We start from the raw sequence: 22,314 nt of genomic DNA, 5'->3' as shown, positions 1-22,314 counted from the left end.
CAAAGATTCTGAATTGTTTCAGTTTGAGTATTTCTTTAATTTTAAAAGTAGTTTATGTACGAATCTTTCCAAACAATTCTCTAATACGATGTTTAGATCCCTACGGGATGGACAAACCGAGTGGTTAAAATACGATATTTTCAGGTGTTAATGATTAATTAAAAGCCGATATATTATCTTTTCAGAACTTAATATCCGTATTTCCTGTAATACTAGGTTTTGCCCAACGCTATTGTTGTTTCGCTTCTTCAGGGTGTAAGATAGATTACTGTTAGCATTAAAATGCAATCTTAAACATGAATATTGGGCCAAGCATCCGTGAAAATCTGTGCGATCCGTGGGAGAAAAAATACTATACTTTCCGGATGGTGATCCTGAAGGTCGTTCCTTTTCCTACTTCCGTCTGTGAAATTTTAATGTCACCGTTGTGGTATTCCTGAATCACCCTTTTTGCCAGAGAAAGGCCCAATCCCCAGCCTCGCTTTTTGGTTGAATATCCGGGTTTGAATGCATTGGCAGCCTGCTGTTTTGTCATTCCGCTTCCGGTATCCTGTACCTGCATAACGATACTCTTGTTTCTTTCAATAACCGTCATGGATATCGAGCCTTCACCTTTCATGGCATCGACAGCATTCTTTACCAGATTTTCAATTACCCAGCTCATCAGGATCTTGTTGTGGGGAACCAAGATTTTATGGTTAGGCAGATGTAACCCGAAATTAATCTTTTTGGAAATTCTTGTTTTTAAATAATCATAATTTTCCTGAATGGTAGTATTAAAATCCTTGTCATTTAGTTCAGGAATGGAACCGATCTTTGAAAATCTTTCGGAAATGGTCCGTAGCCGTTCGATGTCTTTTTCGATTTCATGAACGCCTTCCGAATCGGGGGTATCCAGCTTCATGATTTCCATCCAGCCGATCATCGAAGATAAAGGTGTTCCGATCTGGTGTGCTGTTTCTTTAGCCAATCCGGCCCAAAGATAGCCTTCGTCCGTCTTTTTAATGGTGCGGAAAAACCAAAAAGAAAATCCGAAGTAAGAAAGGATAAAAAGTCCTAAAATATACGGTGAATACTGAAGGTTATTTAACAGCCGCGAATTATCGTAATAGACAAACTGTTTGTTTCCTTTTACAATATCGATTTCGATCGGCGTGTAGCTTTTCGCCATTTTTTTGGCCAGTGCTACGATTTTTTGCGGGTTATTTTCGATATCCCGAGGAATATTTTTATGCTCCATGATCTGATTGTTCTTATCCAAAATAATCAGCGGAATCGTTGTGTTGGAGCTGTAGATCTGCAAGAGCAAAGCCTGGATTTCCAGATTGGGATTTTCTACTTCCTGCTGGAATTTTAAGGCACTCACCAGAATATCTACCCGCCTTACTTCTTCCTTCCGTAGAAAATTGATTAGAATCGTCGAAGCCACCACCGTCGTAAGCACAACAATGGTCATAAGGGTAAAAATAATCCAGTTGTTCAGTCTCGCAAATAAGGATTTCTTCAAAGCAATAGTTTATTTTAAAACATTCAGGATCTTCTGCAGCTCTGCACCGCCGCTTCCCTGATAATTGTTGATAATGATTGAAAATACATATTTTTTCCCGTCTTTGGAAATATGATAACCCGCATACGATTTGGTATCCCGCATGGTTCCGCTTTTCATTTTCAGGCCGTTGTCCTGCGTTGGAAAGCCATCGTAATAAGCATCGAACCAAGACTGTTTTTTAGCATAGAGCAAAGCCTGCACTTCCGCTTTTGCCGCCACATAATTCTGGGGAGAAAGCCCGCTGCCGTCAGCGAAATTAATCATCCCCGGATTGATTCCTCTGGATTTCCAGAATTCTTTCAGGTAAGCCACTCCGCTTTTAAAGGACGGATCTCCTTTTTTCTCTTTTCCTAAGGTCTTGATAAGCGTTTCTCCGTACAGATTAATACTTTTTCTTAAAAACCAGTAGATGATTTTATCCAATGTCGGCGATTCATAAGTAAGAATGATGTTGCTTTTAGGCATTGCTTGCGGCTTTTTACCTTCGATTTCAAGCTGTGAACTGGTAATGACTTTTCCTGTAAAATCAATTCCCGATTCCTTTAGCCATTGCTTTACTTCTGCACCTAACTGTAAAGGTGGATTGGGCGTAGCACCGGAAACCGTTACCAATTTAGCAGGCAGTGTTCCGTTAATTAAAGCAACATCCGAATGAGGTGCCGTAAAAATCAGGCTCTGATCGGAACTTCCCCCGGCTTTCAGGTCATTCAGCCATTTTACACCTTCCAGAGGATAGGAAAAACTTTTGAATTCCGTTCCATTGATGTTGATATCGAACTGGTTCTCGCGCCAGTTGATTCCCCAAACGCCTGCCCCGTAATAGTTTCCCAGGTCATCCCACGGCCATCCTCCCGGAACCGTCTGATGGTCGAAATAAGAATCATCGACAACCAAGTCTCCCGAAATTTTCTGAATGCCCGATTTTTTTACGGCTTCGATTAATTTCCGTTTAAAGTTTTCCGGTTTATAAGACTCGTATCTCCAGCTTCCCAACGTAGGATCCCCGTTTGAGCTGATGAACAGATTTCCGTTCAGATTTCCGTTGGAAACGGTTCCCGAGTATGCGGATGTTGTTTTATAGGTATAGTTTTTACCCAATACTTCCAATGCCGCAGCTGCCGTAAAGATCTTCTGTGTCGAAGCGGTGGAAAGCCCTTTATTTCCCTGATAATCATAAACCGGATTCCCGCTTTCATCGGAAACATAAAAAGATAGGTTGGAGGAAACTGCACCGGGAGAGTCCATCAGGTTCTTGGTTGCAGCATCCAGTTTCTGGGCAATATTCTGCGCCAAAACCATTTGGGTTGAAAGAAGAAATATAGGGAAAACGTTTTTCATGAAGGATTGTTTATTCAAATATAATTAAATAAAAATTACAGCTCGGAACGCGCCTCAATCTCGTACGGCTCTTTATTTTTCTCAAAAATCCTGGTCAGTTCGGTACCTTCTACCGTAATTCGGTCCTCTTTTCTACGGATCCAGTTTCCTTCGCGAAGGCCTACGACCTTAAGATCATTCTGCGTTAAAAATTCTTTGATTCTCGTCTCTCTGGTTTCCCCGTTATGCTTTAAATCCGGATTCGGATCAAGGTAATGCGGGTTGATGTTGAACGGAACCAATCCCATACAATCGAAACTAGGCGGATAAACAATCGGCATATCGTTCGTGGTTTTCATATTCTGCCCTCCGATATTGCTTCCGGCACTGCAGCCTAAATAGGGTTTTCCGCTTTCTACATTTTTCTTCAGCACATTCATCAATCCTTCTTCATGCAACGTTTTTACCAGCAGAAAAGTATTTCCCCCACCGGTAAAAAATCCTTTGGCATTATTTATGGCTTCTGTTTTATTTTCAAATTCGTGCAGGCCTTTTACTTTAATAGGTATTGAGCCAAAGAAAGACTTCGCCTTTTCCGTATACTCAGCGTGAGAAATTCCACCGGGTCTTGCGAAAGGGATGAAGATGATTTCATCAATTCCTTCGTATAATATAATGATTTCCTCTTTCAGGTATTCCAGATATTGTCCGCCAAAAAGCGTAGAAGTAGATGCGAGTATGATGTTCATAAATTTTAAGCTTAATTGTCCATGACAAAGATAATCTAAACCACTGCGAATCTAAAATTATGGTAAAAAAACATATAATCACGTTAATGTTTTCTAAAAAACCTTAAAGCTTCCGAATTTAATTTTTGTGCGGAATTTTAATTTTCTACCTTTATAACACGTTTAAAATGTAGGAATTATGAAAATGACAAAAATGAACAGAAACCTTTTATTAGGTTTGATACTGACAGGAACCGTAAGTTTTGCCAATGCACAAACTACCCAAACGGATACTACGGCAACAGCCACTGCAACTGTGCAGGCAACAGGAAATCCGACGATTGACGCACTGAAAAAACAGATTGAGACCAATCCTAAAGATACGGAAGCACTGGCTAAATTAGCCGGAGCTTATCAGGAAGCGTCCGACTGGACTAATGCCGTGGATACATGGAAGAAAATATCAGCTTTACTACCGGATTGGGCCCCATCCTATTATAGCCAGGCGTATGCTTATCAGTCTGCGAAGGATGATGCGAATGCCCGATTGGCTTATGAGAAATACATCGCTACCGTAAAACCGGAAGAGGTGGAACAGAATAAAAAGAATCTGGCTTATGCCTATTTTTATGTAGCTTTCTCGGAGCAGCAGAGCAATCCGGACAAAGCAAAAGAGCATATTGCCAAATCCCTGCAGTATGACCCGACCAATCAGGATGCGGTAAAATTAAGCAAAGCTTTAAATTCATAGTTAAATCAGAAAAGATCCGAAAGTTTTCGGATCTTTTTCGTTTACCATTTGTTGATGTCAATAGTCAATTTTGCTGCGCAAGTGAATGGTGAATTTTTAAACTGACAAGCGAAGCGGATTGACCATTCACCATTCACTCTTAGAAAGACGAGCACGTAGTCAAAAATTCTCTGAATTTTCGCCACCCCTCCAGAGGAAGGGAATTTTAATACTGTTACTACATAATGTACTGAAATTGGATTCTGCAACCCCAATTTTGAATCTTGAATTTTGAACTTTGAATTTTAAAAACCTTAACCAAAATTAATTTTTCCCTCAAAAACGGAATGCCTATCTTTGTAGTAAATAAATCTCAAAACAAATGAAATTTTTTATTGACACGGCTAATTTAGAGCAAATAAAAGAAGCGAAAGATCTTGGAATCCTGGATGGGGTTACCACAAACCCTTCGTTAATGGCGAAAGAAGGAATCCAGGGTGCAGAAGCGATCAAAAATCACTATAAGGCAATCTGTGAGATCGTAGATGGTGATATTTCAGCGGAAGTATTGTCTACGACGTATGAAGAAATGATCAAAGAAGGAGATGAACTGGCAGCGATCCACCCAAATATCGTGGTAAAAATCCCGATGATCAAGGACGGAATTAAAGCGTTAAAATATTTTTCAGATAAAGGAATTAAAACCAACTGTACACTAATTTTCTCTCCGGGGCAGGCTTTACTTGCTGCGAAAGCGGGAGCTACTTATGTTTCTCCTTTCTTAGGAAGGTTAGATGACATTTCAACAGACGGATTAAACCTGATCCAGGAAATTAGACTGATTTTCGACAATTATATGTATGAAACAGAGATTTTAGCGGCTTCCATCCGTCATGCGATGCACATTATCGACTGTGCGAAGATTGGTGCTGATGTAATTACTTCACCGCTTCCTCCGATCTTGAGCTTGCTGAAACACCCTTTAACGGATAACGGACTGGCTCAGTTCATTGCAGATTCTCAGAAATTGGCATAGTCACTGATGACAATATAAATAAATCGGCTCGGAAACTTTGTTTCCGAGCCGATTTATTATGGCTGATTATTTTCTGTAATGGTTTTGATCACTTTACAGGGATTGCCGACCGCCACGACGTTGTCCGGAATATCTTTTGTCACGACACTTCCCGCTCCGATCACCGAATTGTTGCCGATGGTAATTCCTGGGAGCACCACCACGTTTCCGCCGAACCACACATTGTCGCCTACGGTTATCGGATGTGCAGATTCCAATCCTTCATTCCGTTGTCTAACATCGATTGGATGACTTGCGGTGTAAAAGCTGCAGTTCGGACCGATAAACACATTATCTCCAAAGCTGACCTTTGCACAATCTAAAATTACCAGGTTGTGATTGGAGTAAAAGTTTTCTCCTATCTCAATATTATATCCGTAATCACACCAGAAAGCGGGCTCGATACACATATTTTCACCTCTTTTGCCTAAAATTTTCTTCAGCAGTGAAGTCCGTCCCTTAGAATCCGAGTTTTTGAGGTTATTGTATTCCTGGCAAAGATCTTTGGCAATAATCCTTTCACTGATGAGCTCCCGGTCATAATTTGCATTATACAGCAGTCCCTGCTCGCATTTTTCTTTTTCTGTCATATTTCTTTATTTATGATTTATGATTTGCTGGTTGATGATTAAAGATAATAAAAAGAAAACAGGATGAAAAATGATTTTTCACCCTGCTGAATATGAATATTACGTGTTGTCTTACTTCACCAGATCCGGTTCGATAGGATTGTTATCTTTGGCCAGCCTCTCTTTGGTATTTTTCTCCATGGCCCGCAGCACCTCGTTGGGATCAGAAACTTCTTTACCACTAGGATCCTTGAATTTAAATGACACTTTAACATCACCACTACCTCCCATCATCTGCCTCATGTTTTTAGTAGGATCGTTTACATAATCTTTCCAGACTTTTCTAAACTGGTTCTCCGTAACTTCGAGTTCCTTTCCTCCCATTCCGAAAACCCTGATGTTCTGAGGCAGTTCGGGTTCCTTGTCCGATGATGAAACTTCAGCAATTTTTTTGTTTCCCACCAAAGTCATGATATGTGATCCTGTGGTATCTTCAATTTTTACAATTAATCCCGGCAATCCATAGAATTTATAAGGTCCATCCTGAAACGGAATATCTGTTGAAAACCAGGCTATCCATTCTCTCCCTCCAAAACTGGTGGTTGCTTTTTGGGTATTGTACTCTCCTATTTTCTGCTTATCCGACAGAATTTTCCACTCCGGCTTTTCACCTTCTTTTATTTTATAACGGTCCGAGGAAATACTTCTGAAAAGGTAGGTGGTAAAATCGGGATATGCTTTGGTCACTTTATAGGATACCTGCCCCTGTTTTTCTTTCCGGTTAATATTCATATTTCCGGAATTAGACTTCATCTGTTTCTGAATTTCGACATTGGTGATGGAATCGGAAACGAATTTATCACGGCTGTAGTAGGTGGAACCTTTCTGGTCTATATCAAGGTACATCATTTCATTTTTTACGTCTTCCTTATTGTTGGAATCCGGAATGAATTTGTATTCGTAGAAAAATCTGTTGATCTGTGCCTGGGTAAGAATGCCTAAGACAAGACATCCGAAAGCTAAAAATTTCTTCATGATTAATTTAATTGGTTATAATTTTCGTCTTTTGTACAAGACCGATGTGAAACCGGCCAGTACACTTTTGAAAACATGTTACAAAGGCTCTGATTCCAAATCCGTCATCATCAGAGCCTGCTGTTTTTATTTTGTTTCAATCCTTATTTCACCGGTGGTTTTCGATCCGTCAGTTGATGTTTTATTAATGTTAACCGTTTTAATCTTTTTGGGATCCAGCGTCTGCATCTGTTCGTTGGTCGATTCTTTTCCGTTAATATAGATTTTGGTATTTTCAGTATTCCCACTCATATTTTTAATGCCTGAGCCTACCAGAGACTGATCTTTCAGATTAATTCTGATGTTATCAGCATTCACTTTAAAATTCCTGTCAGTTGGTAATTTTTTGGAAACATTGCTGAATAGATATACTTTTCGGTCATCATTCAATGCTCTTCTCTCTACTTCCAGTTTTACCCTTTCGCCTTCCAACTTGGCTCTCTTTTCATCAAGTCTGGCTCTCTCTTTTTCAAGCTTGGCTCTTTTTCTGGCTATAGCAGGTGATTCTTTTTTCCCGAATGCCGATACTCTGATCGTCTTATCCATATCCGGTGACCATTTTATATCTTTTGTATTTTTGAAGGTATAGAATTTTACTCTGGGTACTTCAGGCGCATTAGGTGCTTCAGCCGGCTGCGAAGGTTCAGGATAATTAAAATTAAAATCTAACATTTCAACCGGCCTGCGTTCGCCTTCCTGAATAATTTCCCAATCTACCGTCCTTTTAGGTTTATTATTAATTTTGAAATCTCCATCATTGATATTCAAATCATTTCCATTCATCTTAATGACCATGGCCGAGTTAAGGAAATCTTTAGAAACACTTATTTTTGCAATTTCACCGGAAAGGTTTCGGATTTCTTCGAGATTTTTAAAATATTCATCCGTTTCAGGTTTAAGCTTTAGGAGAATCTCTGTTTTCTTTTGAAGTTTCTGGCTTAAATCTGTAATTTTCTTATTATCATCGATCTTGCTGTAGATTTTCGGAGCAGCCATACTTCTTTTGGAATCGGGAACGATGGTATCTTTTCCAATAACGACGGTGTCTTTCTTGGTCATGATTTTATCTTCTTTTCCGATCTGTGCAACGGCTTTTTCTATTTCCTTATTGGTCGCTTTAATTTCCTGGTTTTTGGCATTTACCAGATAAGCAAACGCCACTGTAAATACTACCGGCAATGCTAAAATTCTACGCGCATAACCGAATTTGGTTTGAGGTTTCTGTAACATTTTTAATCGTTTTTTTAGATTTGAACTGAGAAACGGACTGGTGGCAGGCAACGGGGTTCCGGAAAAGTGGCTTGCCAAAAGCATCTGCGCAAATGCTTGGGTATCCGATTGTTTGACGGCCTTTTTATCGGCCAGATATTCGTGAATTAAACTGATTTCTTTTTTGATGATGTGAAAGAAAGGATTGAACCAGAATACAGAAGTAATGATCTCAATAAAAATTTTATCGAAAGAGTGTTTCTGCTCAATATGGACCATTTCGTGCTTCAGAATCTGTTTCCCGATGTCGGAATTCAGCATAATGGAATTCTTCCAGAAAAGATTCTTAAAGTAGGAAAACGGAGCTTCCGAAAGGTTGGTACGGTAAAAATTGATACCGTCGAAAGTTTCTTTAGGGAAACTGCTCTTCAGCTGGCGGATCCTAAAGATCCCATAAACGAGTCTTCCTAAAAAATAGAAAGAAACCAGTCCCAGAGCTGAAAAAATAATTCTAAAATAAATGTCGTCATAATTTGAGTTTCTGATGGTATTAAAATGCTGTACCTGATCGATCAACTTATATATATCACTGTTTACTTCAATCGTAAAGTCCTCGACCTTTATTAAAGGAAGCAAAAGTGAGAGGAGCATTGCAGACAAAAGATAAAACCTGTTGTAGTGATGAAACGTCCTGTCTTTTAAAGACAACTGATAATACAAAAACGTTACACCGGAACATAAAATAACTTTGCCGAAATAGAGAAGTACAGTTTCCATGGGATTTAGTTTTTCTTTTTAAGTTCGTTCAATAGCATTTCAAGGTCCTCCACCGTCATTTCGTTTTTCTCTACCAGAAAAGAAACAGCACTTTTATACGACCCTTTGAAATAATTTTTTACCAGGCTTTTCATTGTCTTTCCGGAATACTGCTCCTTGGAAACCAGCGGAAAATATTCATGCTGCCTTCCGTACACGCTGTAATCCACAAATTCTTTTTCTTTCAGCACTTTAAGAATGGTAGAAACGGTATTGGTATGCGGCTTCGGTTCAGGAAAAAGATCGAGAATATCTTTCAGAAATCCTTTTTCCAGTTTCCATAAATACTGCATTACCTGCTCTTCTGCCTTCGTTAATGTCTGGTTTTTCATATCCTTTTCATTTATCATTTAAATGTGATCACTCTATATCACTAAGAAATTAGTTATACAAATGTAGAAATAAAATCCATCCAAACAACTATTTTTTTAGTGATAAAATATCAGACATTATAAAACACTGATAATCAGTAAAATAAATTTTATTAAAATTTGTTAAATTTTTAATTACTGTAAATTATAGCGTGAATAATCATTATTAGATCCCGGAATTACAATCAGAATTCTTAAAACTTGTTAAAATTCATTAAATAAAATTAAAATCTATTTGTTTAAACCGGGAAATTATATTTATTTTAGTGCTTTAAAAATTTCTCATGAAAAGATATAATTTATTAATTGTACTATTATTACTTATTTTTAACCTTACTACAGCCCAGAAAAAAGGCTCTCCGGCAGCAGATTTCAGTGCGGTAGGTGAAGCTAAATCTAAAATTGAAGGTACAGTTCCGTTGGTGATCAAGCATTTGAAAGAAGTGAGTGAAAAAGAAAACGATCCCAGCATTCTTTCCAACGGCACCGCTGCCCTGGCAAAAGAATACGGAAAAGTTGAACTTGAATGGAGACTGTACCGAGGGAATATGAACAACTGCATCCTGAACAATTCTTCCAAAAAAGCAAAAAAATGCATGCAGTATCATAATGATATGTTCAGAGGTACTCTGATTAATTATAACAACTACATCACCAACCTTACCAGAAAGAACGGATACCTGGGTGTAGAGGGTGATACAAAATTAAATTTCAATCCTTCCGAAGTAACCACAAAGCTAAGCGAGTCTTTCTTTAACGGGAACGATGCCGCCAATAGAATGAAAGGAACTCAGAAGAAGGAATTTATCGGCCAGACGATGGCAGATGACAATGCTTTGACACCTTTCAACCAGCTGGCTGCCCAGTAAGGTATTTTTTTAATTAAATGATATAAATCCTGCTTCGATGAGCGGGATTTTTTGTTTACTATTTAACGGGAAGCCGAAACGGAAGCCTGGTAAAAAGCAGGAAGAGTGAAGCCGGATGCCGGAAGTTCTTCTGCTAATAGGTTAATAATCGTGGTTTAGATAATCCTATTTAAAGTTTACTCTGGCACAATAAATGATTTTATCTTTCCAACCAAAATCAACAAAATGAGCACATTAAAAAAAGGAGACATGGTAAGATGGGATTCGAGTAACGGACAAACCCACGGAAAAATAACCAAAGTACATACTAAGGATTTTACTTTTATGGATAAGCAGCGTCGCGCTTCGGAAGACGAACCTCAATACGAGGTAATGAGTGAGAAAACAGGAAAATCAGCCGTCCACAAAGGTTCAGCATTGAAAAAAATGTAAAAGAATTGCCACAGTAATCTGTGGCAATTTTCTTTGATAATATGTGTACTTTAAACTGTTTATTTGCTTAACCTCAAAGGTACAGAAGGTATTTAACTTTGGCTTTATTTTGAGGACTTTAACTGTCTTCCAAATAATTTAAAACCCTTTAATCTAACTTTATTAAACACTTATTTATGTTTAGATTTAAAATATTAAATCAGTTCTTTTATTTTATCTTGTCATAAATAAACTTCGTAACAATAGCTCCGAACAGATAATACGCCACCGTCATTACTTTTTTCTGGGTATTTTCCGCAACGGGTTTTTCATCCAATCCTATTTTTTCAGGAAGTGCCAGAGCACCTAATCCCATCGCTAATCCTGAAGCAATATTGAAACCGCTGGTGGCTGTTGTTGCATAATACATTCCGTTCCCGATAACATCACCTGCCAGTGTGGCTGCGTAAAGCTGATCGTGATTGGTAATTTTCATATCGGCTTTATCCAGTGCCTTGTTCAAGGCTTCTTCCCCTACTTTATTGATTTCCGGTACGTTGTCGAAATTTTTACGAATAGCTTCGTGCAGAAGACTCAGGGCAATCGCTCCGCCTAAACCTGCGATAATTTTCTTATACATATTCTTTAGATTTAATGGTGTTTTTAATGAATTGCATAAATTGAGCCAGACGGAAATTTATGAGATACCCGGAAATAAAAAAGAGTATCACAACATTGCGATACTCTTTCTAGTAGCGGGAACCGGACTCGAACCGATGACCTTCGGGTTATGAGCCCGACGAGCTACCTACTGCTCCATCCCGCGGTGTATTTTTCAGAACGCCACCGTATGCGTTACCTTAGTAGCGGGGACACGACTCGAACGTGCGACCTTCGGGTTATGAGCCCGACGAGCTACCTACTGCTCCACCCCGCGGTATATTTTTTAAGACGTTACCGACAACGTTTACTTAGTAGCGGGAACCGGACTCGAACCGATGACCTTCGGGTTATGAGCCCGACGAGCTACCTACTGCTCCATCCCGCGGTGTATTTTCTGAACGCCACCGTATGCGTTACCTTAGTAGCGGGGACACGACTCGAACGTGCGACCTTCGGGTTATGAGCCCGACGAGCTACCTACTGCTCCACCCCGCGATATTGGACTGCAAATATACGACAATTTTTTAAAACTCCTAATTTTTCCTGTAAATAAAGGCTATTTATGAAAATTATTTTAATATTCGTATCTTTGAAGTATGGCAAAAATATTAAAAATTTATCCGAACAATCCTCAGGAAAACCTTATCAATGAAGTTATTAAAACATTAAATAACGGTGGACTGATCATTTATCCGTCGGATACCGTATATGCGCTGGGATGCAATATTTTTGACATTAAGGCGATGGAAAAGCTCGCCCAGATCAAAAAAATAAAGCTGGAAAAGGCGCAGTTCTCGATTATCTGTAACGATCTGAGCCATCTTTCGGATTTTACAAGACCGATCGATACCTCAACATTCAGGTTTTTGAAAAGCCACCTTCCCGGTCCGTTTACTTTTATCCTGGACGCCAACAAAAGCCTTCCACTGGCCTATAAAAACCATAAAACCATCGGTATCCGGGTTCCGGACCATCCGATTCCGCAGCTGATCGTAGAAAAACTGGGACATCCGATCGCCTCTACTTCCATTAAGGATGATGATGAGATTATTGAGTATTCTACTGATCCGGAACTGATTGCAGAAAAATATGACCATTTGGTCGATATTGTTATCGATTCGGGATACGGAGACAACGTCGCTTCTACCATTGTGGACCTTACTTCCGGAGAACCTGAGATCATTCGTCAAGGAAAAGGTGATATTTAAATTGTAAGTTTCGGTTTTGATGAGTCTGAACGGGAAACATGCATTGGGGATTCTTCTCACTTTTATACTGCTGGGCAGTGTGATGCTATACGTTTTTCCGTTTATTCATCAGATTTCCGGTGAGAAGAGCAGTCCGGCAGAAACGTTTTTGTATTCGAGAATCATCTTATGGGTTGTTCTGCTGGTGGTTTTCTTATACAGTTTACTAATCGAAAAACAGCCGTTCCTGATCTGGAAAGAGAAAAAACATCCGCTTGCTTTTTATCTGAAAAATATCCTGATTCTTTACCTGATCTGTGCCATTGGAGGAACTTTTTTAAACTTTTTAATTAAGATCTCCACCCATGAAAACGTGAGCGGAAAACTGGTAAAGCTTTCCCATATTTTCAGAAACAATGAGGCATTGATTATTTTTACCTGCTTAACGGCGGGTGTGGTGGAAGAGTTTCTGATGCGGGGCTATCTGCAGCCGAGAATTGAAAAAATATATAACAGCCGGTATGCCGGCATTATGGTTTCCGCCGTTCTTTTCGGAATTCTCCACAGCACGTACGGAACAATAGCCCAGGTGCTGGTGCCCTGTTTTATCGGGATTGTTTTTGCCGTGTTTTATAAAATTTATTCCAACATCAAGATCCTGATTACCTGTCATTTTATATACGATTTTGTATCGCTGATGATCATGAATCTTATTGATGTCAAACATTTATCTGTATTTTAACCTTATGAAAATAGTAACCTCTCCTGCCAAACTGATGAACGTGGAAAATTCAACCGACCTGTTGAAAACCACGACTCCACGATTCATCGAACAGGCAGAATTCATCCATTCTTTTTTAAAAACCAAATCTCCGAAATACCTTTCCGAGCTGATGGAGATTTCAGCCAAGCTGGCAGATGAAAACTGGGAAAGAAACCAGAAATGGAAAGCAAAACCTACCGCAAAGGAATCTGCTCCCGCATTATTCGCCTTTACGGGTGAAGTGTACCGCGGCCTGGATGCCAAGACACTCGATAAAAATGCTGTTGATTATCTGCAGAAAAACCAGAGGATCCTTTCCGGATTGTACGGACTTCTGAAGCCTTCGGATAAAGTGATGCTGTACCGCCTGGAAATGGGAAGACCGTTCGGGTTCGACGACTACAAAAACCTTTACGAGTTCTGGAGAGACCGGATCACAGAACAGTTGAATTCGGACATGAAAAAGAACGAAATCCTGCTGAATCTGGCCAGCAACGAATACTTCAAAGCAATTGACCGTAAAAAGCTTAATCATCCGGTGGTTGATTTTGATTTTTATGAATTGAAAGAAGGCAAGCTGAAAACCATTGTGGTGTACACCAAGCATGCAAGAGGGATGGTGGCGAGGTTCTGTGCGCAGACTAACGCGCAGACGCTGGATGATGTGAAGGCTTTCAATTATGAAGGCTATTTAATTGACGAGGAAAAATCAACCGATACCAAACTTGTTTTCGTAAGATAAATGACCATTTCAGAATTTAAGACCTATTTTAAAAAAGAACTTTCCGGCTGTTATACCGATTCGGAAAACCGCTTTCTCAGCAGCATTTTTGTAGAAAAAATCGTAGGGTTTAATGCTTTCTATCAGCGGCGGTTTTCCGGACAGGAACTGCTGATTGATGATGAGGAGAAACTTTTACACGCTGTTTCAGCATTAAAAACCGGCAGGCCTTACCAGCAGGTCCTGGGGGAAACTGAGTTTTACGGAATGTCTTTTTTCGTTAATGAACACGTCCTGATCCCGCGTCCGGAAACGGAAGAACTGCTGGAATTCGCGATCAAAAAGATCCAACAATCAGAATTGTATGACAGCGAAAATTTAAAAATCCTTGATATCGGAACCGGTAGCGGGGTAATCCCGTTGGTGCTGAAAAAATATTTTCCGCATGCCCAGGTTTTTTCCATCGATTTTTCTGAAAAAGCACTGGAAACTGCAAAAAGAAATGCAGATCTACACCGTCTAAATGTCAATTTTATTCATGCTGATTACCTGAATTTCAAACCGGATGACCGATTTGATATCATCATCTCAAATCCGCCTTACATCGGCATTGATGAAGAACATGAAATCGAAAATTCAGTAAAAGGATTTGAACCGATGATGGCCCTTTTCTCCCCTACTTCCGATGCCCTGATTTTCTACCGGAAGATTGCAGAAGATGCTAAAAAACATCTGCAGAACAATGGATTGTTGTTTCTGGAAATCAATCAGAAACTGGGACCGGAAACACTCGAATTATACCTTCCTCATTTTTCCGAAGCCGAACTGATTAAAGATCTTTCGGAGAATGACCGCTTTGTTTTTGGAAGGAAATAAAAAAAGCAATGAACTGTGAGTTCATTGCTTTTTTTATAATTTTAAGGAACAGTAAATTATCTTATCTTTTTATTTATAAAAATCTGATAAGCCAGGTAGGCCAGAGGAAGCGACATGATTCCTAAAAACAAAATATTGCTGAGCGCCAGCTGCGGATGCATAACAATCGAATATACCAATCCGAAAAAAGCACCGCCTAAATGTGCCGAATGCCCGAGATTATCCCATTGTTTAGGATTCAACATCATATATACAGAATATCCGAAATATAAGGTTCCAAAAAGCCATCCCGGTAAAAAATTAACACTGATTTCGTTGGGAGCCATCGCTATAGATGCAAAAATAATCCCGGAAACAGCTCCTGAGGCACCAATTGCTGAGTACCAAGGATGGTTTTTATAAATCATCAGACTGAATAAATTTCCAAGGATTAAAGATCCGAAATAGATAATCAGAAAGCCTATGTTTCCGAAAAAAGCAGTTACTGCTTCTTGGAAAAGATATAAAGAAAGCATATTAAAAAACAGATGCATAAAATCGGCGTGAAGAAATGCCGAACTTATCAGTCTGAAATATTCTTTTCTGTTGTTGATGGCAGCAACATTAAACTTATATTTTTCAAACATTCTCATATCATTCAGTCCCATATAACTGACGATGCAGGTAACGGCTATGATCGCTATAACAATCGTATTCATAATTTTATCTACTTCTTTAATTTTACTATTTCTTTACACAAGTTTTGTGCAATTCTGCCCTGTAAAATAAATGGATGTCATATTTTTTTAATTCATTTTATCCATAATGCCATTTATTAGGCGATTTAAGGTTTCAGAAGATATAAAAGTACAAAAATTCCGTCTCTTAAAATAACCTAATACTTATTTTTTAGAAATCTTAAACATCCTGCTATCCGAACGGGTAATAGCTTTCACCAGGTATTCTCCCGGCGCATATCCTGAGAGATTAACAGATGCACGGGTGCTATTGATCATCTGGCTTCCGATTTTTCTTCCTTCCAAAGTATAGATTTCAGCGGAAAGAATAACAACTTTCCCTTCAACATACAAAAAGTCTGCTGTTGGATTAGGATAAACGATAAGGCTGCTTTCCGGGTTGATCTCTTTTGTTGCAAGCTGATTACCGGTAATATTAACAGTATAATCCCTTGTCTCTCCTGAGCCGAATGTCGTGCAGGCATTGTTTGAACCGATGGAGCTTCCATAAGCCCTGGACCGTATTCTCATCCTTGTATTTCCATTGGCTGCAGTGGCGGGTATGGTAAAGGAAGTCGTATTTTGAGTGCTCATGGAATTCACCAGCTGCGTATATTCCTGCGGTTCAAAAACATTGTTCTGATTGACATCGAGCCAGATTCCGATAACCGCTTCCGATGATGTTGAAGTATACATCTGGTACGATTGTCCGGCTGTAAGCGTTGCGGTTGTATTTCCCGAGGCAGGATACTCATGGTAAAAAACAGTTTGCGAAGCAAAGGTCTGATGATTGAGGGAAGTCGAATTGATGCGTATCTCAATAAAAGAAGGATCTACGTCGCCGCCTAAATTTGATGTGCATGGACTTTGAGTGGATTGGGCATGAAAAAGACACGCCGTAAAAATACCGGTCAATAAAATTGTTTTCATATAAAATTTTAAGTGGCAAAATTACAAAAAACATTTATTGAAACAAAGTTGCATTAATAAATTAAATTAATATGCCTTCTGATTAGGGTACTGTCTATGTTTATACTTTTAAATAATTAATAAATTGATAATCAACAATAATCACATAAAAATTCTACGGTTTTTTCAGATTACTTAAATTTTGAAATTATACGTAAATTTGTATTCGTAAATAACTGTTAACATTGCTGTATTTACGTAAATTATATGAAGCAGATCAGGAATACCCAGGCCAAGACGGAGATACTGAATATTATCAATAACTCAGAAGTTGCCCTGTCGCACGCCGATATCCAGAAACAGGTCGGCGATCTTTGCAACCGGGTAACGATATACCGCGTACTTGAACGACTTGAGAAAGAAGGCAATATCCATAAAATAACGAATGTTGACGGCGTTGTTAATTTTGCAAAATGCAGCCACGCCTGTCATACCGAAGAACATACCCATGATCATATTCATTTCAACTGTGAGAAATGCCATACCGTGATCTGCATTGAGAATGTTGTCCCGGTCATCAGCTTGCCTGAAAACTTCAGCATCAGCAGCTATAACCTGGTAATCAGCGGAGTTTGTCCGAAGTGCCGATAAGCCTAGAGATGATAAATTTTAAAATAAAAATACCAGCTACATCAATAGCTGGTATTTCTTTATTGTAATGTATTTCTGTAAAACACTTACTCGTTGCTTTCTTCACCCTGGAATAGATCCCCGATGGTTCCGTCCTCATCAAATCCAGCAGCCAGTTCCGGCTCTTCATACACTTCCGGTTCTTCTTCCGGAGCTTCCGGAATAGTGATGTTGATGGTTTTCACTTTAAATTTGGTAAACTGGTTGCCAATCGCCTTGATTCCTTTTACAGCTATAAATTCATCAATCGTTACCGTTTCGGGCTCACGCTCTTTTCCTTTGTCTTTGGCAAAGATAATTTCAGCGGTTGCCCCGTTGGCTACAATTACATTTTCGATGAACGACTTCGGATGTTCCGACGGCATAAAAGTCTGAATGTTCGGCGTATTTTCAAACAGGAATCTTTTGATAAAATAAATATCCTTTTCCCCGTCATAATAAATGCAGGTTACCGGCTGATTCGGCCGCCATTTTTCCAGAACCAGATACTGATCATCAAACCGGTTGCCCAGATCGAAAGAAACAAGCTTCGCTTCTCCATTGGTATTGATCGTCAGAATCTTATCGTCCCCTTTAAAATTTCCCAGCAGGGTTCCTCTTCCGTCTGCATTCAGTCTTCGTACGGTATCATCAAACCAGATCTTTCTTGGTGCGAGTGTAGAAACACCCTCTTCTTTCAGGTCAACTTTTTTCACTGAATATTTGGTTACAAGGTTTCCTTTGGAATCCCGTCCTTTGATGGCAAGCTCGGAGAAATCAAGGTCCATTTTATTTTTTCGGATTCTCGGATTGGGTTTTAATAAAACCGTCACGGTTTCCGCTTCCCCGTTCGGATTAGCCGAAAAATAGAGCATTTCCGAACCTTTTTTATCAGAAGCCAATGGATAATCGGTATTCCGCGTTACACCCGTCACCGAAAAACGCTTCATATAATAAGGCCCTTCGCGTCCTTCCCGGTAGATCATATTATACACTGTTCTTTTGTCATTCTTTTTCCAGATGGCGACATGCACGATGTCCTTTCCGATAAATGTTTTGGCTTCCACCTTTACCACTTTCATCCTTCCGTCTTTCCGGAAAGTGATGATATCATCGATATCCGAACAGTCGAAAAGATACTGGTCTTTTTTCAGGGAAGTCCCGATAAAGCCTTCTTCAAAATTCGCGTAGAATTTCTCGTTGGCCACCGCTACTTTTGTGGCATCGATGGTATCGAAAATCCGGAGCTCGGTTTTTCGCTGCCTGTCCTTTCCGTATTTTTTCTGAATATTTAAATAATAATCGATTGCGTACTGAACCAGGTTTGCCAGATGATGTTTCACCTGTTCGATCTTGCCTTCGAGTGCCGCAATATTTTCCTTGAATTTATTCAGGTCGAATCTGGAGATCCTTTTGATCCTGATTTCCGTCAGTCTTAAGATATCTTCTTCCGTTACCGCTCTCAGCAAATGCCCGGTATGTGGCTTAAGACCTTTAGCTATGGTTTTCAGAACATCCTCCCAGGTTTTTACTTCTTCAATATCATGATAGATCCTGTTTTCAATAAAGATTCTTTCCAGGGAAGAAAAATGCCAGCTTTCCTGTAGCTCATGAAGCTCGATTTCCAATTCTTTTTTCAGGAGGGAAACCGTATGGTCCGTATTCATTTTCAGAATTTCGGATACATTCATAAACATCGGCTTATCACCAACGATCACACAGGCATTCGGTGAAATCGTAACCTGGCAATCGGTGAAGGCATACAAAGCGTCAATTGTTTTATCTGGTGAAACATCGTTGTGAAGATGAATCAGGATCTCAACTTTATCCGAAGTGTTGTCTTCAATTTTCTTGATCTTAATCTTTCCTTTTTCATTGGCTTTTAAGATCGAATCGATCAGGTCGCTGGTGGTTTTGGAATATGGAAGTTCCGTAATGATCAGGGTGTGTTTATCCAGCGGGGAAATTTTGGCTCTCGCTCTTACTTTCCCCCCTCGGTGCCCGTCATTGTATTCGGAAACATCAAGATACCCCGCCGTTAAAAAGTCCGGATATATTTCAAACTTTTTCCCTTTAAGATAAGCTACGGAAGCACTGATCAGTTCATTGAAATTATGCGGAAGAATTTTCGTGGAAAGCCCTACTCCGATCCCTTCAACACCCTGAGCCAAAAGCAGCGGGAATTTTACGGGAAGGTCGATCGGTTCATTGTTTCTGCCGTCATAAGATTTTGCCCATTCCGTTGTTTTCGGATTGAAGACCACCTCCAGTGCAAATGGGGTCAGTCGGGCTTCGATATACCTCGCCGCCGCCGCAGAGTCTCCCGTGTAGATATTTCCCCAGTTTCCCTGTGTATCGATCAGAAGCTCCTTCTGGCCGATCCCCACCATGGCGTCGGTAATGGAAGCATCACCGTGAGGGTGATACTTCATCGTATTCCCTACAATGTTGGCCACTTTATTGTAACGCCCGTCTTCCAGCTCCCGCATGGAATGCATGATTCTTCGCTGAACCGGCTTAAAACCGTCATAAATCGACGGAATCGCCCGGTCTAAAATTACATAAGAAGCATAATCCAGGAACCAGTCTCTGTAAAGCCCGGAAACCTTTTTTAAGCTTTCGCCTTCGTGCGAATATTCTTCTGTCATCATTTACTATTAACTCTTTTTCTCGTTGTTGGTTTTCACCACTTTATGTAAGGAGAATCTTAAATCGTTTACTTCTTTTCTTGTGAGATATGAAATTTCATATTTCAGAATGGTCGAGCCGTTATTTTTGCTTGAGATGGTAATATAAAGTCTTTTCACAATGAAAAGATTGATGATCTCAAATTTCAGCAGCTTGTATTTCGGAAATTCATCACTTAACGGCTTTTGCAGGAAAGGGATAATATTTCTGTTTCTGAAATGAAGCGCTTCTCCATCGCTGTCATATTCAAAAATCTGCCTTCCGCTGATATAAAACAGTACGATTACAAATACCGGGATTATAATCAAAAGCAGGCTTTCTTTTCCTAAAATGTTGAATTTGTACTCTTCTAAAAGATAAGCTCCAACGCCTCCGAGCAAAAACATGATCAGAAGGCTGTTTACAAAGCTGTATACCGAAGTTTTGTTACGGTTGCTCAGTCTCATTATCGTAATTTAGGTTTTTGGTTTGCAGTTTTATTACCGGGCTAATTTTCATCGATGGCTTCGGTCAATAGTTCTTTTTTATCGATATCCGGATCTTCTACCACAAGGTTTTCAAGAATAAAAGTCTGCCGGTCGGGAGTATTTTTTCCCATATAAAATTCGAGAAGCTGCTCGATGGTCTGATCTTTTCCTGCCACCACAGGCTCCAGGCGGATATCTTTTCCGATGAAATGCTTGAACTCATCCGGAGAAATTTCTCCTAATCCTTTGAATCGTGTGATCTCCGGATTTTTACCCAGCTCGTTCAGCGCTTTGATCCGCTCCTGTTCGGAATAGCAGTATCTCGTTTCTTTCTTATTTCTTACCCTGAACAATGGCGTCTGAAGAATGTAAAGATGTCCGTTTTTGATCAGGTCCGGGAAGAACTGTAAAAAGAAAGTAATCATCAGCAGACGAATATGCATCCCGTCGACATCGGCGTCGGTTGCAATAATCACCTGGTTGTAACGAAGATCTTCCAGACTTTCCTCGATATTTAAGGCTGCCTGCAGAAGGTTGAATTCCTCGTTCTCATACACGACTTTTTTCGTGAGTCCATAGCAGTTTAGCGGTTTACCTTTCAGAGAAAATACGGCCTGGGTTTCTACATCTCTCGATTTTGTAATCGATCCGGACGCGGAATCTCCTTCGGTGATGAAGATCTGGGTTTCCCCTTTTCTCTCATTTTTCTGATCGTTATAATGCTGCCTGCAGTCGCGCAGCTTTTTATTGTGAAGCGATACTTTTTTCGCTCTTTCCCTGGCCAGTTTCTGGATCCCGGAAAGTTCTTTTCTTTCCCTTTCGGAGATCAGGATTTTCCTTTGAATGGCTTCGGCTACTTCAGGATTCTTATGAAGGAAATTATCCAGCTTGCTTTTCAGAAAGTCGATGATGAAGGTACGTACTGTCGGACCATTCGGACCGATGTCGTTGGATCCCAGTTTGGTTTTGGTCTGGGATTCGAAAACAGGCTCTTCCACGTTGATGGAAACCGCTGCCACGATTGATTTTCTCACGTCCGAAGCATCAAAGTTTTTATTAAAGAACTCACGGATAGTTTTTACATAGGCTTCACGAAACGCATTCAGGTGGGTTCCTCCCTGCGTTGTATTCTGCCCGTTAACAAATGAAAAATAAGTTTCCGTCTGGGATTTATCCGTATGCGTAATCGCTACTTCGATATCGTTATCTTTCAGGTGAACGATCGGATAGAGCGTTTCATTTTCCAGCTCTTCATCCAACAAATCTTTCAGCCCGTTCTCGGAATAAAACGTTTCGCCGTTGAAGAGAATTTTCAGTCCCGGATTCAGGTAAGCGTAATTACGGAGCATTCTTTCGATATACTCTTTCCGGAATTTGAAATGCAGGAAGATATCCGCATCAGGGATAAAGGAAATCTCGGTACCGTTACGGTCCGAAGAATCTTTTTCTTCAAAATTCTCTTTAATTATTCCCCGTGAGAATTCTGCGGCTTTCATTCGGCCGTCACGGAAAGAACGTACCCGGAAATAATCGGAAAGAGCATTTACCGCTTTCGTACCGACCCCGTTCAATCCTACGGATTTTTTAAAAGCCTTGCTGTCGTATTTTCCTCCGGTATTCATTTTGGATACGGCATCCACTACCTTTCCCAGCGGAATTCCACGGCCAAAATCACGAATCGTAACTTTACCGTCGTCTAATTTTATTTCAATTCTTTTACCGGATTTCATTCTGAACTCGTCGATCGAGTTATCCAGAATTTCTTTCAGCAAAATGTAGATACCATCGTCGGCGGACGAGCCATCTCCCAGCTTCCCGATGTACATCCCGGGACGTAGACGGATATGCTCCTGCCAATCGAGGGTTCTGATATTATCTTCGGAATAGATTGGATTTATTTCTTGTGACATATGTAATTTCAGCAAACATACAAAAGT

The 22,314-nt window shown here is 39.9% G+C and carries 22 protein-coding genes and 4 tRNA genes; 9 read left to right on the top strand and 17 right to left on the bottom strand.

All coding sequences use genetic code 11. The features are described from left to right. Window positions 1–352: 352 nt before the first annotated feature. The 3 genes from QE422_RS11065 to pepE are packed head-to-tail and all read right to left on the bottom strand — an operon-like array spanning window position 353 to window position 3,615. Window positions 353–1,507, bottom strand: coding sequence for an ATP-binding protein (locus tag QE422_RS11065; RefSeq protein ID WP_373463376.1), 1,155 nt, complete (start codon window positions 1,505–1,507; stop codon window positions 353–355). A 9-nt stretch (window positions 1,508–1,516) separates the two neighbouring features. Beyond that, window positions 1,517–2,887, bottom strand: coding sequence for a D-alanyl-D-alanine carboxypeptidase/D-alanyl-D-alanine-endopeptidase (gene dacB / locus QE422_RS11060; protein ID WP_307458053.1), 1,371 nt, complete (start codon window positions 2,885–2,887; stop codon window positions 1,517–1,519). Between the two features lie 35 nt (window positions 2,888–2,922). After that, entirely contained in the window at window positions 2,923–3,615 is a 693-nt protein-coding gene (pepE, locus tag QE422_RS11055; RefSeq protein WP_307458050.1) for a dipeptidase PepE, read from the bottom strand. 193 nt (window positions 3,616–3,808) lie between these two features. Here pepE and QE422_RS11050 point away from each other — a divergent pair, with 193 nt between their 5' ends. Both QE422_RS11050 and fsa read left to right on the top strand, forming a co-directional pair. Then, window positions 3,809–4,345: a lipopolysaccharide assembly protein LapB gene (locus QE422_RS11050; protein WP_307458047.1), complete on the top strand. Its 537-nt coding sequence runs from the start codon at window positions 3,809–3,811 to the stop codon at window positions 4,343–4,345. Window positions 4,346–4,706: 361 nt separating this feature from the next. Further along, window positions 4,707–5,360, top strand: a complete 654-nt coding sequence (gene fsa / locus QE422_RS11045; RefSeq protein ID WP_294299710.1) for a fructose-6-phosphate aldolase — start codon at window positions 4,707–4,709, stop codon at window positions 5,358–5,360. 56 nt (window positions 5,361–5,416) lie between these two features. Here fsa and QE422_RS11040 read toward each other — a convergent pair whose 3' ends face one another. The 4 genes from QE422_RS11040 to QE422_RS11025 form a co-directional block, all read right to left on the bottom strand. Beyond that, complete coding sequence (locus tag QE422_RS11040; protein ID WP_307458045.1) at window positions 5,417–5,989, bottom strand: sugar O-acetyltransferase; 573 nt, start codon at window positions 5,987–5,989, stop codon at window positions 5,417–5,419. Window positions 5,990–6,100: 111 nt separating this feature from the next. Next, complete coding sequence (locus QE422_RS11035) at window positions 6,101–7,003, bottom strand: GLPGLI family protein (RefSeq protein WP_307458043.1); 903 nt, start codon at window positions 7,001–7,003, stop codon at window positions 6,101–6,103. 126 nt (window positions 7,004–7,129) lie between these two features. Continuing rightward, window positions 7,130–9,028: a M56 family metallopeptidase gene (locus tag QE422_RS11030; protein WP_307458040.1), complete on the bottom strand. Its 1,899-nt coding sequence runs from the start codon at window positions 9,026–9,028 to the stop codon at window positions 7,130–7,132. 5 nt (window positions 9,029–9,033) lie between these two features. Continuing rightward, a complete protein-coding gene (locus tag QE422_RS11025; protein ID WP_294299699.1) occupies window positions 9,034–9,399 on the bottom strand; it encodes a BlaI/MecI/CopY family transcriptional regulator in 366 nt (121 codons plus the stop codon). Between the two features lie 323 nt (window positions 9,400–9,722). On the opposite strand from QE422_RS11025, the gene QE422_RS11020 reads away from it, so the two are divergent. Together QE422_RS11020 and QE422_RS11015 are read left to right on the top strand one after the other, a co-directional pair. Beyond that, entirely contained in the window at window positions 9,723–10,307 is a 585-nt protein-coding gene (locus QE422_RS11020) for a hypothetical protein (protein ID WP_307458037.1), read from the top strand. Between the two features lie 225 nt (window positions 10,308–10,532). Then, a complete protein-coding gene (locus tag QE422_RS11015) occupies window positions 10,533–10,739 on the top strand; it encodes a DUF2945 domain-containing protein (RefSeq protein ID WP_294299692.1) in 207 nt (68 codons plus the stop codon). Between the two features lie 208 nt (window positions 10,740–10,947). Here the strand turns inward: QE422_RS11015 and QE422_RS11010 are convergent, their stop codons facing one another. From QE422_RS11010 to QE422_RS10990, 5 genes are all read right to left on the bottom strand, one after another. Beyond that, entirely contained in the window at window positions 10,948–11,358 is a 411-nt protein-coding gene (locus QE422_RS11010; protein WP_307458031.1) for a hypothetical protein, read from the bottom strand. A gap of 113 nt (window positions 11,359–11,471) precedes the next feature. Beyond that, window positions 11,472–11,544: transfer RNA gene (locus QE422_RS11005), tRNA-Met, on the bottom strand. Window positions 11,545–11,582: 38 nt separating this feature from the next. Continuing rightward, a tRNA-Met gene (locus tag QE422_RS11000) sits at window positions 11,583–11,655 on the bottom strand. A gap of 38 nt (window positions 11,656–11,693) precedes the next feature. Next, window positions 11,694–11,766 (bottom strand) — tRNA-Met (locus tag QE422_RS10995). Between the two features lie 37 nt (window positions 11,767–11,803). Beyond that, a tRNA-Met gene (locus QE422_RS10990) sits at window positions 11,804–11,876 on the bottom strand. 101 nt (window positions 11,877–11,977) lie between these two features. Here QE422_RS10990 and QE422_RS10985 point away from each other — a divergent pair. The 4 genes from QE422_RS10985 to prmC are packed head-to-tail and all read left to right on the top strand — an operon-like array spanning window position 11,978 to window position 14,928. Beyond that, the gene (locus QE422_RS10985) at window positions 11,978–12,589 is read left to right on the top strand and encodes an L-threonylcarbamoyladenylate synthase (RefSeq protein WP_307458029.1); all 612 of its coding nucleotides are present in this window, start codon (window positions 11,978–11,980) and stop codon (window positions 12,587–12,589) included. A 19-nt stretch (window positions 12,590–12,608) separates the two neighbouring features. After that, window positions 12,609–13,310: a CPBP family intramembrane glutamic endopeptidase gene (locus QE422_RS10980; protein ID WP_307462348.1), complete on the top strand. Its 702-nt coding sequence runs from the start codon at window positions 12,609–12,611 to the stop codon at window positions 13,308–13,310. Window positions 13,311–13,314: 4 nt separating this feature from the next. Further along, window positions 13,315–14,073: a peroxide stress protein YaaA gene (gene yaaA / locus QE422_RS10975; protein WP_307458026.1), complete on the top strand. Its 759-nt coding sequence runs from the start codon at window positions 13,315–13,317 to the stop codon at window positions 14,071–14,073. After that, window positions 14,074–14,928 carry a peptide chain release factor N(5)-glutamine methyltransferase gene (gene prmC, locus QE422_RS10970; protein WP_307458024.1) on the top strand — a complete coding sequence of 285 codons (855 nt, stop codon included), beginning with the start codon at window positions 14,074–14,076 and terminating at the stop codon, window positions 14,926–14,928. Between the two features lie 56 nt (window positions 14,929–14,984). Here prmC and QE422_RS10965 read toward each other — a convergent pair whose 3' ends face one another. Both QE422_RS10965 and QE422_RS10960 read right to left on the bottom strand, forming a co-directional pair. Beyond that, window positions 14,985–15,626: a rhomboid family intramembrane serine protease gene (locus QE422_RS10965; RefSeq protein WP_307458022.1), complete on the bottom strand. Its 642-nt coding sequence runs from the start codon at window positions 15,624–15,626 to the stop codon at window positions 14,985–14,987. A 183-nt stretch (window positions 15,627–15,809) separates the two neighbouring features. Continuing rightward, window positions 15,810–16,574 (bottom strand): GEVED domain-containing protein, encoded by a 765-nt coding sequence (locus tag QE422_RS10960; protein WP_307458019.1) that lies wholly within the window; start codon window positions 16,572–16,574, stop codon window positions 15,810–15,812. Between the two features lie 246 nt (window positions 16,575–16,820). On the opposite strand from QE422_RS10960, the gene QE422_RS10955 reads away from it, so the two are divergent. Beyond that, entirely contained in the window at window positions 16,821–17,204 is a 384-nt protein-coding gene (locus tag QE422_RS10955; protein WP_307458016.1) for a Fur family transcriptional regulator, read from the top strand. An 86-nt stretch (window positions 17,205–17,290) separates the two neighbouring features. Here QE422_RS10955 and QE422_RS10950 read toward each other — a convergent pair whose 3' ends face one another. The 3 genes from QE422_RS10950 to QE422_RS10940 are packed head-to-tail and all read right to left on the bottom strand — an operon-like array spanning window position 17,291 to window position 22,287. Continuing rightward, window positions 17,291–19,873 (bottom strand): DNA gyrase/topoisomerase IV subunit A, encoded by a 2,583-nt coding sequence (locus QE422_RS10950; RefSeq protein WP_373463373.1) that lies wholly within the window; start codon window positions 19,871–19,873, stop codon window positions 17,291–17,293. A gap of 6 nt (window positions 19,874–19,879) precedes the next feature. Then, complete coding sequence (locus tag QE422_RS10945; protein WP_307458014.1) at window positions 19,880–20,356, bottom strand: hypothetical protein; 477 nt, start codon at window positions 20,354–20,356, stop codon at window positions 19,880–19,882. A gap of 41 nt (window positions 20,357–20,397) precedes the next feature. Then, window positions 20,398–22,287: a DNA topoisomerase IV subunit B gene (locus QE422_RS10940; RefSeq protein ID WP_307458011.1), complete on the bottom strand. Its 1,890-nt coding sequence runs from the start codon at window positions 22,285–22,287 to the stop codon at window positions 20,398–20,400. Window positions 22,288–22,314 lie beyond the last annotated feature (27 nt).

This window comes from Chryseobacterium sp. SORGH_AS_0447, from assembly GCF_030818695.1.
Taxonomy (GTDB): Bacteria; Bacteroidota; Bacteroidia; order Flavobacteriales; family Weeksellaceae; genus Chryseobacterium.
This window is presented reverse-complemented; position numbering and strand designations above follow the sequence as displayed.